The organism is Bacillus cereus group sp. MYBK5-2 (assembly GCF_051915685.1).
GTDB lineage: Bacteria > Bacillota > Bacilli > Bacillales > Bacillaceae_G > Bacillus_A > Bacillus_A cereus.
On sequence record NZ_JBQAFE010000004.1, the window covers coordinates 153,459 to 167,408 of the forward strand.

Genomic DNA, 13,950 nt, shown 5'->3' on the forward strand with positions numbered 1-13,950 from the left:
AAAAAGAAGGCCACTCAAAAAGTGCCTTCTTCTATTTCACTAATATTTAATTGAAATTTCACGATCCAAACTGAGAAAAGGTGGACAAGAAGCGCAAACGCCATACATGCTCCGCTTAAAAAAGTTAGTATAGGATGCGAATACACGTGCCCCAATCCATAGGATACCGCCACGAAAAACATTGTTATGTAAATATAAATTGCTCCATGTATTTGCCTCATATAAACCTCCTTTTCCCATATTATAACATAAATTTTCTGATTATTCACATTAATTGCTTGTAATCAATATTTCTCAACTGTTACACCTCTTACAGCAGCCTTAATATATGGTGCTCCTTGTAAACTTTGTAAATCCTCTGTTTTGCCTGTTACGACTACACCGTATATTGGTAGGTCTTTTGGTTTGGTGTTTTTTATTTCTTTATCCCGCATTAACGGGCAGTAAGACCTCACATCAAAATTCAGCGGAAGCAAGAAGTTAGATGGGGGATGAACCCCACACTGATTAAAGTTTCACTTTATAGTTTATCCTAAAATATTCTCAGTATCCCTCTTTATTTTCACTTAAAGACATCCAAATGCAGCTTTTATAAATTGTTTCATAATAAAAAGCACATCCATTTTGATGCGCTTCTCTGAAATACTATTCTATTATTTCATCGCGTCCTTCACAACATCTTGAATCATAACGACTTCTGTTTTCATATCAACAGAGGGTGCTTCTTCATCAATACACTCATACCAAAATTCCAAGTGCTTTTTATCAATTTCATAATGAGAATTTTCGACAAGAGCCCCACCTTCTCCTTGCACAGAATACCAATATAAGTACTCTTCTCCATCTCTTATTTCCCGGAAAATTGTCTCAACGTACATCTTTTCGTCGTTTAATGTCAAAAGTACTTCTTTCATATTGTCATTCAGAAGCTGCATCCATTCATTTACTCGATGACTTTTATCTTGTTTCACTTTAAATCTCGTTAACTCCACATTCATTTTTATTCCCTCGTTTTCTTACGTACAAACAATCTATATTCTATTGGATGATAAAAACTTAATTTACTAGCTAATTTTTGCGAAGGAATATTGTCTACATAACAATCCCAGCACGGTATAATATCATTTTGTATGCAATGTTCAATAAACCTTGCTGCAACAGCTTGGGCTAATCCTTTCCCTTGATATGCTTTATGCGTCACAATATCAATTTCAGCAAATCCGTTCCCACTAAATATTGAAACACATTCCGCTACAATCATTCCTTCTAGTTCTATACAAAATCCAAAACCACCGTTTAAAAACGTTTCTTTTGATCCCCAATATTCTTTGTAGTACTCCTCTGTAAATTCACTGCTTCGTTCTATATCTCTTCTATCAATACGCTTCACTTCATATGTATTTTTGTTACAATCTCGTTTTCTCTCTTCAAAGGTTACGCTTTGAAATTTCATTCGCGGAATGTTTCGAAGTACATGACTAAAACGTTCTTCTATCATCATTTCCCACTCGTTACTCGAAGAGAACAATGTAAATCTCTTCTCTGTTTTTTCAATAGCCTTTTTTATAAAAGAAAATAAATCTTCGTTATAATTTTGATCATCAGTATCACCAAATAAATAATAAATACCGTTAGCTGTACGAATTAGTCCTGCTGTTAATTTCTCGTTTGCAAAAACCTCACCATCTATCACTTGATCACATACCGCATAAGCAAACGTCGTCGTTTTTGTATGACTTTCTAAAATCGGAAGGATTTTTCTATACTCGGCTACGGATAATTTTTTCATAATTGCTCCACTTTAATCGTATCCGCCTCTATATGTTCAAAACAAAGATTTACAGTTCTCTTTAATGCTCTCGTTCTATGAATCTTACATGCTGGAATTAAGATTGAATCATTTGGCTTTAAAACCGCTGTTTCTCCATCTTCAAAATCAATAAGTAATTCTCCCTCTAACACAATAAATAATTCATCCGAATTAGAATGATAGTGCCAATCATATTCACCAGTAAATACAGCGATTCGTAAGCAATGACTGTTTATATTTGAAACGACGAAGTTTTTATGTTGATCTTTAATATCCTTTGTTAATTCTATTAAGTTCACAGTTTCCATATTTCGTCCCATCCTTTCATTAGTCGTTCTTCTAAAAAACTAACTTAATCTCCACCACCTCCGCAATCTCCTCCACCATCACTTGAGCTACTACAGTCATTGCTACTGTAGTCACCGAATCCACTTGATGAGCTTGAAGCGTATGAAGATTTTTTGCTTCTTTTTCTATCTTTTTTACTTTCATGACTAGGCCATACTTTATCAAATAATATAAAGAATAAGATTCCTTCTACCATAACAAGTAGAACGCCTAAGGTACTTTCAATAACATTGGGGGTTATCCCCAAACTTTTAAATATCCCACATAAATACAAGCAAAAAATCACATACAAGAACATACAAATATACCGAAATGTTTTCTCTATCGTAATGACTACTTTTTGTGAAAAAGGTATGTTCTGTTCCTGTTTTTTCTTTATATACCTTTGTCTCTTTGCCTGTTTTTTCTTCCTCTTTTTGCTCCCCATCGAATCCCCTCTTTTTATTATATAATTCTAAATTATCATAATAAAAATCGTTTTACACCAATAAATAACAATTATTCACATGTTATTTCTCCATATAAAAAAGACCCTCCTCACGAAAAGGAAGGTCTCAAATGTATTTCTATTATGATAAAGCAGGAGCTTTTTCAAGAAGCTCTTTTGCATCAGCGTATTGTAAGCCGTGAGCTTCCGCAACTGCTTCGAATGTTACATAACCATCTAATGTGTTAATACCTTTTAATAATGCAGTGTTGCCTAAGCAAGCTTCTTTGTAGCCCTTGTTAGCAATTTGTACTGCATATGGTACTGTTACGTTTGTTAATGCAAGAGTTGACGTACGTGGAACTGCACCTGGCATATTAGCAACTGCATAATGAACAACGCCATGTTTTTCGTAAGTTGGGTTGTCATGAGTTGTAATACGATCAGTTGTTTCGAAAATACCACCTTGGTCAATCGCGATATCTACAACGACAGAACCTGGTTCCATTGATTGAATCATTTCTTCAGTTACAAGTTTTGGCGCTTTTGCACCCGGAATTAATACTGCTCCAATAACAAGGTCAGATTCTTTAACAGCTTCTGCAATGTTGTATGGATTAGACATTAATGTTTTTACTTGGTTACCGAAAATATCATCTAATTGACGAAGACGTTCTGCACTTAAGTCAATGATTGTTACATCTGCACCTAAACCTACTGCAATCTTAGCTGCGTTTGTACCAGCTTGACCACCGCCAATGATTGTTACTTTACCGCGTTTTACCCCTGGAACGCCTGCAAGTAAAATACCTTTACCGCCTTTGTTTTTCTCAAGGAATTGTGCACCGATTTGTGCAGACATACGACCAGCCACTTCACTCATAGGTGCAAGTAATGGTAAAGAACGATTGTCTAATTGTACTGTTTCGTATGCGATTGATGCAACTTTGTTATCGATTAATGCTTTCGTTAATTCTGGTTCTGGAGCTAAATGTAAGTATGTGAATAAGATTAAGCCTTCACGGAAATAGCCGTATTCACTTGCTACTGGCTCTTTTACCTTCATAACCATATCTTGATTCCATGCTTCTTCAGCAGTTTCTACAAGTTTCGCACCAGCTTGTACGTATTCTTCATCTGTAAAGCCAGATCCTAAACCTGCTCCTTTTTGAACAAAAACTTCGTGACCATTTTGTACTAAATGTACTGCTCCCGCTGGCGTCATTGCCACACGGTTTTCATTGTTTTTAATTTCTGTTGGAATACCGATACGCATGATTAGTTCCCCCTTGAGTTATGAAATGACCCCTGAATCATTTTTTAAAGCGCTTTCTACGCTCTTATATTTTAACATAATATCTCAATATTTGACAAAAAAATAACACGAGTTTTCCGATAGATTTAATTTTATATTAAAGGACAGTATTATCCGCACCTCTCAGCACAATGGATAAACTGTCCAATTATTCGAAACTTCATCTTATTTTATTCTATCGATGTCTATGAATAACATCCACTGCACCAGTCACTTCAATAATTGTACCGGTAATCATATCGGAATCGTCCTCACATAAAAACGAAATGGTTCTTGCAATATCTTCACCTGTTCCAGATCTACCAATCGGTGTGTTATGCTCTTTCAGCTGACGTGCTTCTTGAATAGTTGCCTCTTTCATATCGCCAATAATATCACCAGGACATACCATGTTCGCAGTGATACCATACTCCGCTTCTTCATAAGCAACTGTTTTCGTTAATGAAACAAGTCCTACTTTCGCTGCGGCAAAAGCTGAACGATAAATCCATCCTGGTGCACTATCCGCCCCTTGAAATCCGTAATTAATAATACGGCCAAAGTTCTGTTTTCTCATGACCGGAACGACAAGTTTTAATAAATGAAATACCGCTGTTAAATTTCCCTGAATCATTTCATTCCATTCATCTTCTTCATAATCAACTAACTTTTTTCGTTCAAATACATATGGACCAGCATTATTAATTAAAAAGTCAATTTTGCCAAAACGGCTCATCGCTTCTTCTACTATTTTATGTAAATCTTCCTTTTTCGTGACATCCGCTTGCACGAATTGTAGACGCTCTTCCACATCTTTATATGTTTCTTTCATCGTTTCCATAGCCGTGATATCGCTATGGTACGTTACTGTTACTGAATAGCCTTTAGCCAATAACTTTTCTGTTACTTGCTTTCCTAAACCTTTCGTACCGGCTGTAATGAGCGCATGTCTCACAAAACTGCCCCCTTTTAAATTGCTATACTTCATATGTAACAAGTTCTCGCTCCAATTACAACTAAAATGAATTGAAACAGAGTTTTCAAAATTCTGTAACGTTTCTGGCAAGCACGTTACCAAAATTTGTTTTATAATTAAGTTGTAAACAGTTATAAAACAGATTGGGAGGAATTTACTATGAATAATACATATACAAATATTTTAATCGCGGTGGATGGTTCTAAAGAAGCAGAAAAAGCCTTTAAAAAAGCAATTCAAGTCGCAAAGCGCAACAATGCAACATTAACAATTGCTCATATCGTTGATGTAAAAGCATACTCAGCAGTAGAAGCTTATAGCCGTGCAATTGCGGAACGTGCAAATCTATTTGCAGAAGACCTATTAGAAGACTACAAAAAAACTGCGCTTGAAGCTGGTCTTGAAAAAATTGAAACTGTATTAGAATTCGGTAATCCTAAATCAAAAATTTCAAAAGAAATCGCTCCAAACCATAAAGTAGATTTAATTATGTGTGGTGCGACTGGTTTAAATGCTGTTGAGCGTTTCCTAATTGGTAGCGTCTCTGAACATATTATTCGCTATGCGAAATGCGATGTCCTTGTTGTTCGTGGTGATGAAGAGCAAGGTGAGCTTTAATTTATAGATAAAACACCAAGTCCACATAGGCTTGGTGTTTTTCATTTTATAAACTTCACTATAAACAAAAGACATGCTACGACAACAACGGTAATTGCCAACACATAAGGCGGAAGAAACTTCAAAGACCATAATGCCATCATAATCGTCGCAACCGTTAAGTACGTTCGCCTTGCACCTTCTGTCATTTTTTTACGAAATAAGAAAACATACAAATAACCAATTGGCGGCGTAATAAAGCAAAGAACGTATATGATTTTTGATTTTAAATACCACTTTTGTTCTCCAAGTTTCTTTATATCCCCTTCTATTCTCTTATGCTCTTGTTCTTTCTCTTCTTCTACAAGCGGATTTTCCTCTTCTCCTCGCTTTTCTTTCATATAAGGAAGAAAGTGCATAAAAAAATAGTATGCGAATACGAATGCTCCAAATCCAATATTTACTCTTTCTAATGGAATATGTTCACTAAAAAAAGCAGCAGTAAGCACTAAAGACAAACAGTATGTCATCATCCAAAAGGAACGTTTTCTCTTTTTCCGTTCCATTTCTTTTTTGCCTTGTATATCTTTTCTTTTCGAAAGCCATATAGAAATAAAGCAATCTACTACAAATAGAGCAAAAATAAATATCGCAACGTGTACTGTTTCTAAATCCTCAAATGAAAAGATATTTGGGAATGCAACATGTAATACAATGAATGTGTACAAAATTAGCCCTATAAAATAAATACGTCTCATTTTCCATCCCTTTCTTATTTCCTAACATTACGTTAACATACATTTTTTAGAAATAGACGGACAAAATATATATGTGTAAAAAAGGAGGATGCTATATGGATGATTCTGAACGCATTATTTTAGATGTGAACGGCAAAGAAATTGAAATGCTAGATACGATTCGCACTCATTTTAAAGAGAAGCACGGCGTTGAACTAAGTAATGGTGCATTACTTCGTGATTTGATGGATATTGAGTATATTCGAATTACGGAAGATCGACATAAGTATGATTAAAAGAAAACGACTGCAGGCGAATGCCATCAGTCGTTTTCTTTCTTTATTTAAGCTCTTGATGTTTCCCGCCCATACCACCAGACTCATTGCTATCTTGGTGTACAGTTAGTTTATTTGTTTTCGCATCTTTTAAAACTCTATATGTATATGATTCATTTGGTTCATCTTTAAACTGTACATTCATACCATACGAATCCATTTTGCTATAAAAGGCCGGTTTTATATATAAAATATCACTTTCTTTATATCCTTTATCTTGTAAATGCCACATCGTTGCGATAACCGCTTCTTCTCGCTTTTCTTTTTCACCAACATACATATATTTATCCAAAAGAAACACTTTAGCATTTGCAATTAAGCTAATTAACAGTACAATGATCAACACTATTTTTTTCATAGACTTCCCCTAAATTGTTATTTTTTACTACATTGTAACTTAAATGCTAGTAAAAAATAAAGTACGCCAGACTTTAATAGACTGGCGTACTTCCCAACTCAACTCTTAATAACTTCTTTCGTTAACCCCTTCGCCTTCTCCAAAGCGTTTTTGATTTGTTCAAACCCAGTCCCGCCAGCACTGTTACGACGCTTTACAGCTGCATATGGTGACAGCACTTCATACAAATCTTCTTCAAATAAGGAGCTCATTTCTTTATATGTTTCAAGAGAGACATCTAATAAATAAATTCCTTTTTGTGTGCAATATAGCACTAACTTTCCAACAATTTCATGAGCTTGACGGAATGGTAGTCCTTTGTTCGCTAAATAGTCAGCAATTTCTGTTGCGTTGGAGAAATCTTGCGTCACAGCTTGCCCCATTTTTTCTTTGTTTACAGTCATCGTTTCAAGCATGCCCGCCATAATATGAAGGCATCCTTCTACTGTTTTAACTGTATCAAACATTCCTTCTTTATCTTCTTGTAAGTCTTTATTGTAAGCGAGCGGTAATCCTTTCATTACTGTGAGTAAACTGAATAAATTACCGTATACTCTGCCTGTTTTACCACGGATTAGTTCCGCCATATCCGGGTTTTTCTTTTGCGGCATAATGCTGCTTCCCGTTGCATATTGATCGCTCATTTCAATAAATTGAAACTCTTGGCTACTCCATAAAATAAGTTCTTCGCAAAAGCGTGATAAGTGCATCATAAGCATAGAGGAGTTACTTAGGAACTCCAGTATGAAATCACGATCGCTTACTGCATCTAAACTATTTTCATAGATTCCATTAAATCCAAGAAGCTCCGCACTATACTCTCGGTCAATGGGGAATGTCGTTCCAGCTAACGCTCCTGCTCCTAATGGCGAAATGTTAATACGTTTTAACGAATCTTCATAACGATTCACATCACGCTCTAACATCCAAAAGTAAGCGAGAATATGATGAGCAAATGAAATCGGCTGAGCACGTTGCAAATGCGTATAGCCAGGCATAATGGTTTCAATATTATTTTCTGCTTGATGAACAAGAACAGTTTGCAATTGCTTTGTAGCTTTTATAATATGTTCTACCTTTTCTTTTAAATACAAATGCATATCTGTCGCTACTTGATCATTACGACTTCGGCCAGTGTGAAGTTTTCCTCCTACTTCGCCAATTTGTTCAATTAACATTTTTTCGATGTTTAAATGAATATCTTCTGCTTCTACTGAAAATTGTAGCTTATTCTCTTTTGCTTCTTTCAATAAATATTGAAGACCTATCTTTATTTTCTCTGCTTCTTCTTGCGTAACGATGCCTTGCTTTGCTAGCATCGTTACGTGTGCCATACTCCCATTTATATCTTGATTTACTAATTGTTGATCGAAGGAGATGGATGCTCCGAACTCTTCAACCCATGCTTCCGCTTCTTCTGTAAAACGTCCGCCCCAAAGTTTGCTCACGCTTCCACCTTCTTTTGATTCACTTGGCTGTATACTTTCGTCGGTAAACCGAATAATGAAATGAATCCAACTGCTGCATCATGATTAAATTCATCTTGAGCAGTATATGTTGCTAATTTTTCATCGTATAAAGAGTATTCAGATTTACGTCCTTCTACAATCGCATGACCTTTAAATAATTTCACACGCACTGTACCTGTTACATTCTTTTGCGTTTCTTGTAAAAATGCATGAAGCGCTTGTTTTAAAGGCGAGAACCATAAACCATTATAAATAAGTTCTGTTATTTTCTGTTCAATCACTGGTTTAAAATGTGCTACTTCTTTTACGTGTGTTAAATCTTCCAACTCTTTATGCGCAGTGATTAACGTCATTGCTGCTGGGCATTCGTATACTTCACGAGATTTAATACCGACAAGACGATTTTCTACGTGATCAATACGTCCAACGCCGTGTTTTCCAGCAAGCGCATTTAACGTTTTAATTAATTCTGCAAGTGAATATGCAGTGCCATTTAAAGTAGTCGGTACGCCTGCTTCAAATCCGATTTCTACAAACTCTGGTTTATTCGGTGTATCTTCTAATGCCAATGTCATCTCATATGCATCTTCTGGCGGCGCTGCCCATGGATCTTCTAAAATTCCACATTCGTTGCTGCGTCCCCATAAGTTTTGATCGATTGAAAACGGGCTATCTAAATTAATCGGAATTGGTACATCGTTTTCTTTTGCATAGGCAATTTCTTCTTCACGTGACCACTTCCATTCACGTACAGGTGCAATCACTTCTAAGTAAGGATTTAATGCTTGAATAGAAACTTCAAAACGAACTTGATCATTTCCTTTCCCTGTACATCCGTGTGCAACTGCAGTTGCGCCTTCTTGTTCTGCGATTTCTACTAATTTCTTCGCAATAAGCGGACGAGATAATGCAGAGACAAGAGGGTATTTCCCTTCGTATAATGTGTGTGCTTGCATCGCCATCAATGCATATTCGTTTGCAAATTCTTCTTGAACATCAATCATATATGATTTAATTGCACCTACTGAAAGTGCCTTTTCTTTTACAAATGCTAAGTCTTTACCTTCCCCTAAGTCTAAACAAAGCGCGATAATATCATAATTCTTCTCTTGTAACCATTTAATTGCAACGGAAGTATCAAGACCTCCGGAATATGCTAATACAACTTTTTTCTTCTCCATTTTGCATCCCCCTAAAGAATAAATATTCATTTTCTTTTATAATAATTCACACTTTACCACCTTTCACAAAATGTATCAAGAGTCATTTTCAAATTTTTTCAAACAATTTCGTCGAACTTCTTTCTGTTTTTATGTACAATATAAGCAGGAAAACGGGGGTGAACTTATGGAAAAGTATTTCTTATACGATGAACATCTAGGAATTGAAATTCCACATTTACAAGAAGACTGGGAAGAAATCCCCGAAAAAATGCAACATGCTATTTTACTAAAATGGGAACAAGTTCGCGGGAAAATTCCTGATCGTATAAAAGAACTTGAGCACTATATTAATACAAAACAACATTATTTAAATAACGAAGAAGACTTCGAAGTTTCTTGTAAACTAAATTCAGAAATTGCCGATCTTGCTTCCATCATTAATGACCTTTGGCTTTGGTATCGACTCACTCAAAATGTATCTGAGGGGAAAGCACACCAATGAAAAAAGCATGCCCCTCAATAACTTTGGGTCATGCTTTTTTGTCGTAACATGATTTACAATATATTTCTTGTGCTGTTTTCGCCAAACATACATCGAATGGACCAACTAATATACTTCTTTCTTTCGGCAACTTTACAAAAGCAACAAGCTCTTCTTCATATTGAATTTTTTTCTGACATGAAATGCATATTAATTCTTTTCTTTTGAACATGTCTTTTAGCATACCTTCACTCTCCCCTTCATCTATCTATATTAATATACTCTCATAATAGTTAAGACTTGTAAAAAAATGACACATTCTGAATCGAATGATTCATATACTATGTACAAAAGGAGGTTTAAAAATTATGCGTGCTTTCGTTATTATCACTTTAACTTTTTTAAGTGTAATTAGTTGGGATGCGTTTTTTAAAGATAAAAGTGATGAAAAGAACACAACGGAATAAAACCCTTTTTTCTTACTTATTGGACAAACCGTTATAAACTGTCCAATCCTCCGAAATAACTTAGGCTTTTCTACAAAAATATTTAAACATAACATTTTTTGTAGATTCCCTCCGTTTATTGTCGGTTTCCATCCGCATACATTTTTTAAAAGTATGATATAATAGTATAAATCTTGAAGGAAGGGATTTTGATATCATGATCGCTCGAAGGAGCATGTGGCATCGTATTGACGAATCATACACGTAGCGTATTTTTCAGCTCAGATACTTTAGTCTAGCGAAAAAAATACGAGAGTGGGGAAATTATGATTGCCCGAAGGATAATTTGGCAAAAAAAAGACTCTTCTTACACATAGCGTTTTGTTTAGGACTTAATTGTTACTAACTAAACAAAACAAAGAAGAGCAGGATTGCTAAATGACGAATCCTACTCCACGTTTTGTTTAGTCGTTTTAAGACTTAAACTAAAACGAAGGTAGGGAGAATTGATGGACGAGAGGATTATTCGTTATTTCTTCAGCGACATATAGCGTAGTTAGTTTTTTCGTAAACTAACTGAAAGCTACATGTGAGCTCGTAGTTAGTTTACAACACAAAAAGGACTACTAACTACGGAAAGAAGGAATAACGATGAGGAACATCCAAAGTCGGCAAATTATTAAAGAAATTTTTATGGTTTTAATCGGTTCATTTATTTTAGCAGCAGCGCTATATCACATTCACTTCCAAAACCACTTAACAGAAGGTGGATTTGTAGGAATTGCACTATTCATTCAAAACTTTTATGATATTTCACCATCTATTTCAACTGTATTAATGGATATCCCAATTATTTTACTGTGCGCTTCATTTTTAGGTAGAAAAATGGTTGGTTATTCATTCCTAGGTTCAATTTCATTCGGAGTATTTTATTCCTTTATGGAAAATTATTCTCCATTTACGGTAGATTTATCAAATAACTTATTTATAGCTGCAGTAGTTGGCGGTGCGTTAGCTGGTATTGGACTCGGTTTTATATTACGATTTGGCGGTGCAACCGGTGGAGACGATATTTTAACAATTGTATTAAGTAAACGAACTCGTTTTACAATTGGGCAAATTTTCTTCGTCTTTGACGCGATTGTTCTTGCGCTTTCATTATATTATTTAAATTGGACAGAAATTGCTTTTACTATTCTTTCGATTGCCGTACAGGCAAAAACATTGGATTTAATTTATTATCCAAAAACAGCAGAAAAGCAGCCAGTATCTGTTCCAATGTCCAAAAAACATGCAACAAATTAAAAAAGCGAAAGGCTTCGGCCTCTCGCTTTTTTTATGCTCTTTTTTCTTTCTCGACTATATGGCGCACTTGATAAAATCTATTTGCAAATTCAGTAACGTTTCTTGTTAAACGATAATTCACTGTAGATCCAATTGCCATTCCAATTACCGGTATACCTTGGAATAATTTACGACGAAGAGCATAAATCGAAAATGTCTTCAAAATTTGTTTTAACACAACCTCAGTAGAAGCTGTTTGTAGCACTGCTTCGTCTCCTTCGTAAAAGAACGAATCTTCTTGCTCCAGCTCTTGCAATAAATTGTACCATGCATATTGCTGAAGTCTTCCTGGTAGTAATGACGCATGAAACACCTTTAACGCAAGCATCATTTCATACGGCTTGTTCACATCATGTCCAAATGATGTTGCAATAAGTTGGACTGCCTTCACATTTAACGCGATCATAACCGGAAAATCCGCCGTTAATAATAATAAACCTCCAGCACCTGTTGCCCCACCTTGTACAAATGAATATAGACGATGACGTGCTGTTTGCTGCTCTGCTATGTATGTTAATTGATCAATAGATAATGCTTTCAAATCTTCAAGCTGTTCAATCGATTCATCAAATAATCTTGATGTTCCTAAAATCCGATTACGTGCATCTAACTGTGCTTGTGAACTTTGAATAAATGCATGCAAATGAAAGAGCCATCCATCTGCTTTCGTGAAGAATTCTTTTCGCTTTTTCTCAGGTAATTTCGCAACTGTAGTATGTAACCATTTATCAAACACTTTTTGAAAATCGGTCGCTTCTTGCTCAACTAATTGCGCTTCCCATTCTTTTATATTGTCTAAAATGGCTTGTTCTCGCTTCGATCGCATCGTAACAACCACCTCGTTCGATTTTTTTCTATTGTAACATATTTCTGCTTATTCTTTGCAAATATGCTTGTCTATCTTTATTCACATACCATTTTTGAATGGCATAAAATATTAACAAAAAGGATGAGATAAATCACATGAATCTATCCGATATAAAAAAAGAATATAATGCGGTATTCAGCTTAGGACAAAACTGCTGGCCCGCTTGGGCATTATATCAATTAGAATTATCACCATTTTTTGGCGTTATTGATTTTATGCTAAGTCCCTCATTAGAAAAAGTGAATGTATTATTACAAAATCGATTTGACCGCTTTTTAAATTTCGAAAATTTATCCTTCATCTCATTTTGGGATGATGATGCAAAATTAAGATTAAGGGACAACCTTTATGAAATTGACTCCTGTCATGACTTTAAAACAGATGTAAACACACCAACTTCTTGGCCTTCTTATACAGAAATTAAGTTAAACTATGAACATCGTATTAATCGTTTTCTAGCTACAATTGAAACGGCAGAATCCATATTATTTATTCGAACTGGAGGAACATATGAAGAAGCATGTTCCCTAGAACAAATTTTATCTCAAATCGTTACACATACATTCTCTGTCCTGTTACTAATTCCTGCCGATATACCAACTATCACCCAAGAAGATTGGGGATTACAACGTATTTGCGTTATGAAATGTCCTATTATGGATGTATACCAATACAATGAAGCATTTTGGAAAGACTTATTTGATGGAATTACAGTTAGACCGCACACTTAAATACACGATACTTTTATCACACCATACATTATAATCGTCCTTATACAAAACAAATAAGGAGTGATTCTATATGTATCCACGTGCAAAAGCTTTCGGTCTTGCTGTACATCAAGATCGCCTTCTCGTACAAGAATATTATACAGAAGGCGAAATATATTATCGTCCTCTTGGCGGTTCAATTGAACTTGGTGAAAAATCAGCACATACTGTTATTCGGGAGTTTAAAGAAGAGCTTCATACTGAGATAGAAATCACCAATTATTTAGGGTGTTTAGAAAATGTCTTTCATCTCGATGGAGACATTGGTCATGAAATCATTCAACTATATTCTTTGCGTTTATTAGACACGTCACTATATGAAATGAAAATATTAAATATACAAGATGAAGAAACAGTAGCGTATGCGAAATGGATTCCTATTACGGCATTCATTCAGAAAGAAAAAATATTATATCCAGATGGAGTTTTAAAATACATCCAAAAGAAAAAAGACGAAATCCTATAGGATCTCGTCTTTCTTTTCATAT

General features: G+C 35.2%; 19 protein-coding genes and 1 pseudogene. 6 read left to right on the top strand and 14 right to left on the bottom strand.

All coding sequences use genetic code 11. The features are described 5' to 3' along the window. Nucleotides 1-14 precede the first annotated feature (14 nt). The 8 genes and pseudogenes from ACTFP3_RS16485 to ACTFP3_RS16520 all read right to left on the bottom strand — a co-directional run bounded on the left by ACTFP3_RS16485 (nt 15) and on the right by ACTFP3_RS16520 (nt 4,867). Entirely contained in the window at nt 15-221 is a 207-nt protein-coding gene (locus ACTFP3_RS16485) for a hypothetical protein (RefSeq protein WP_001248908.1), read from the bottom strand. Between the two features lie 63 nt (nt 222-284). Continuing rightward, nucleotides 285-425, bottom strand: a pseudogene (locus ACTFP3_RS16490) (anti sigma factor C-terminal domain-containing protein); the annotation flags it as partial. Nucleotides 426-653: 228 nt separating this feature from the next. After that, the gene (locus ACTFP3_RS16495; RefSeq protein WP_440010841.1) at nt 654-998 is read right to left on the bottom strand and encodes a DUF6176 family protein; all 345 of its coding nucleotides are present in this window, start codon (nt 996-998) and stop codon (nt 654-656) included. Nucleotides 999-1,000: 2 nt separating this feature from the next. Continuing rightward, on the bottom strand, nt 1,001-1,789 hold the full coding sequence (locus ACTFP3_RS16500) for a GNAT family N-acetyltransferase (protein ID WP_440010843.1): 789 nt from the start codon (nt 1,787-1,789) through the stop codon (nt 1,001-1,003). After that, a complete protein-coding gene (locus tag ACTFP3_RS16505) occupies nt 1,786-2,118 on the bottom strand; it encodes a cupin domain-containing protein (protein ID WP_000450925.1) in 333 nt (110 codons plus the stop codon). Before ACTFP3_RS16505 ends, ACTFP3_RS16500 begins: the two co-directional genes overlap by 4 nt. 44 nt (nt 2,119-2,162) lie before the next feature. Beyond that, nucleotides 2,163-2,585 carry a hypothetical protein gene (locus tag ACTFP3_RS16510; protein WP_086389540.1) on the bottom strand — a complete coding sequence of 141 codons (423 nt, stop codon included), beginning with the start codon at nt 2,583-2,585 and terminating at the stop codon, nt 2,163-2,165. Nucleotides 2,586-2,727: 142 nt separating this feature from the next. Continuing rightward, complete coding sequence (ald, locus tag ACTFP3_RS16515) at nt 2,728-3,861, bottom strand: alanine dehydrogenase (protein WP_001219403.1); 1,134 nt, start codon at nt 3,859-3,861, stop codon at nt 2,728-2,730. 214 nt (nt 3,862-4,075) lie between these two features. Beyond that, nucleotides 4,076-4,867 (bottom strand): SDR family oxidoreductase, encoded by a 792-nt coding sequence (locus ACTFP3_RS16520; RefSeq protein WP_002024902.1) that lies wholly within the window; start codon nt 4,865-4,867, stop codon nt 4,076-4,078. Nucleotides 4,868-5,014: 147 nt separating this feature from the next. Here ACTFP3_RS16520 and ACTFP3_RS16525 point away from each other — a divergent pair, with 147 nt between their 5' ends. Next, nucleotides 5,015-5,473, top strand: coding sequence for a universal stress protein (locus tag ACTFP3_RS16525; RefSeq protein ID WP_001066673.1), 459 nt, complete (start codon nt 5,015-5,017; stop codon nt 5,471-5,473). A 41-nt stretch (nt 5,474-5,514) separates the two neighbouring features. On the opposite strand, the gene ACTFP3_RS16530 is transcribed toward ACTFP3_RS16525, so the two are convergent. Beyond that, on the bottom strand, nt 5,515-6,210 hold the full coding sequence (locus ACTFP3_RS16530; protein ID WP_001252878.1) for a hypothetical protein: 696 nt from the start codon (nt 6,208-6,210) through the stop codon (nt 5,515-5,517). Nucleotides 6,211-6,305: 95 nt separating this feature from the next. On the opposite strand from ACTFP3_RS16530, the gene ACTFP3_RS16535 reads away from it, so the two are divergent. Then, on the top strand, nt 6,306-6,485 hold the full coding sequence (locus ACTFP3_RS16535; RefSeq protein WP_000342760.1) for a hypothetical protein: 180 nt from the start codon (nt 6,306-6,308) through the stop codon (nt 6,483-6,485). 43 nt (nt 6,486-6,528) lie between these two features. Here the strand turns inward: ACTFP3_RS16535 and ACTFP3_RS16540 are convergent, their stop codons facing one another. The 3 genes from ACTFP3_RS16540 to ACTFP3_RS16550 form a co-directional block, all read right to left on the bottom strand. Continuing rightward, nucleotides 6,529-6,882 (bottom strand): DUF3139 domain-containing protein, encoded by a 354-nt coding sequence (locus ACTFP3_RS16540; RefSeq protein ID WP_000725032.1) that lies wholly within the window; start codon nt 6,880-6,882, stop codon nt 6,529-6,531. A 98-nt stretch (nt 6,883-6,980) separates the two neighbouring features. Further along, nucleotides 6,981-8,369, bottom strand: a complete 1,389-nt coding sequence (gene argH / locus ACTFP3_RS16545; protein WP_000041295.1) for an argininosuccinate lyase — start codon at nt 8,367-8,369, stop codon at nt 6,981-6,983. After that, a complete protein-coding gene (locus ACTFP3_RS16550) occupies nt 8,366-9,571 on the bottom strand; it encodes an argininosuccinate synthase (protein ID WP_000412315.1) in 1,206 nt (401 codons plus the stop codon). The genes argH and ACTFP3_RS16550 overlap by 4 nt, the downstream gene beginning before the upstream one ends. Nucleotides 9,572-9,737: 166 nt before the next feature. Here ACTFP3_RS16550 and ACTFP3_RS16555 point away from each other — a divergent pair, with 166 nt between their 5' ends. Next, nucleotides 9,738-10,055 carry a hypothetical protein gene (locus ACTFP3_RS16555; RefSeq protein ID WP_000417218.1) on the top strand — a complete coding sequence of 106 codons (318 nt, stop codon included), beginning with the start codon at nt 9,738-9,740 and terminating at the stop codon, nt 10,053-10,055. Nucleotides 10,056-10,083: 28 nt separating this feature from the next. Here ACTFP3_RS16555 and ACTFP3_RS16560 read toward each other — a convergent pair whose 3' ends face one another. Then, on the bottom strand, nt 10,084-10,278 hold the full coding sequence (locus tag ACTFP3_RS16560) for a hypothetical protein (protein ID WP_000910273.1): 195 nt from the start codon (nt 10,276-10,278) through the stop codon (nt 10,084-10,086). Nucleotides 10,279-11,131: 853 nt separating this feature from the next. Between ACTFP3_RS16560 and ACTFP3_RS16565 the strand changes: the two genes are divergently transcribed. Continuing rightward, nucleotides 11,132-11,785 carry a YitT family protein gene (locus tag ACTFP3_RS16565; protein WP_063220474.1) on the top strand — a complete coding sequence of 218 codons (654 nt, stop codon included), beginning with the start codon at nt 11,132-11,134 and terminating at the stop codon, nt 11,783-11,785. Between the two features lie 31 nt (nt 11,786-11,816). Here ACTFP3_RS16565 and ACTFP3_RS16570 read toward each other — a convergent pair whose 3' ends face one another. Further along, nucleotides 11,817-12,650 carry an EcsC family protein gene (locus tag ACTFP3_RS16570; protein WP_001256853.1) on the bottom strand — a complete coding sequence of 278 codons (834 nt, stop codon included), beginning with the start codon at nt 12,648-12,650 and terminating at the stop codon, nt 11,817-11,819. 137 nt (nt 12,651-12,787) lie between these two features. Between ACTFP3_RS16570 and ACTFP3_RS16575 the strand changes: the two genes are divergently transcribed. Then, a complete protein-coding gene (locus tag ACTFP3_RS16575) occupies nt 12,788-13,423 on the top strand; it encodes a DUF1796 family putative cysteine peptidase (protein WP_001053729.1) in 636 nt (211 codons plus the stop codon). Nucleotides 13,424-13,493: 70 nt separating this feature from the next. Then, nucleotides 13,494-13,928 (top strand): NUDIX hydrolase, encoded by a 435-nt coding sequence (locus tag ACTFP3_RS16580; protein WP_000283500.1) that lies wholly within the window; start codon nt 13,494-13,496, stop codon nt 13,926-13,928. Nucleotides 13,929-13,950: the final 22 nt, after the last annotated feature.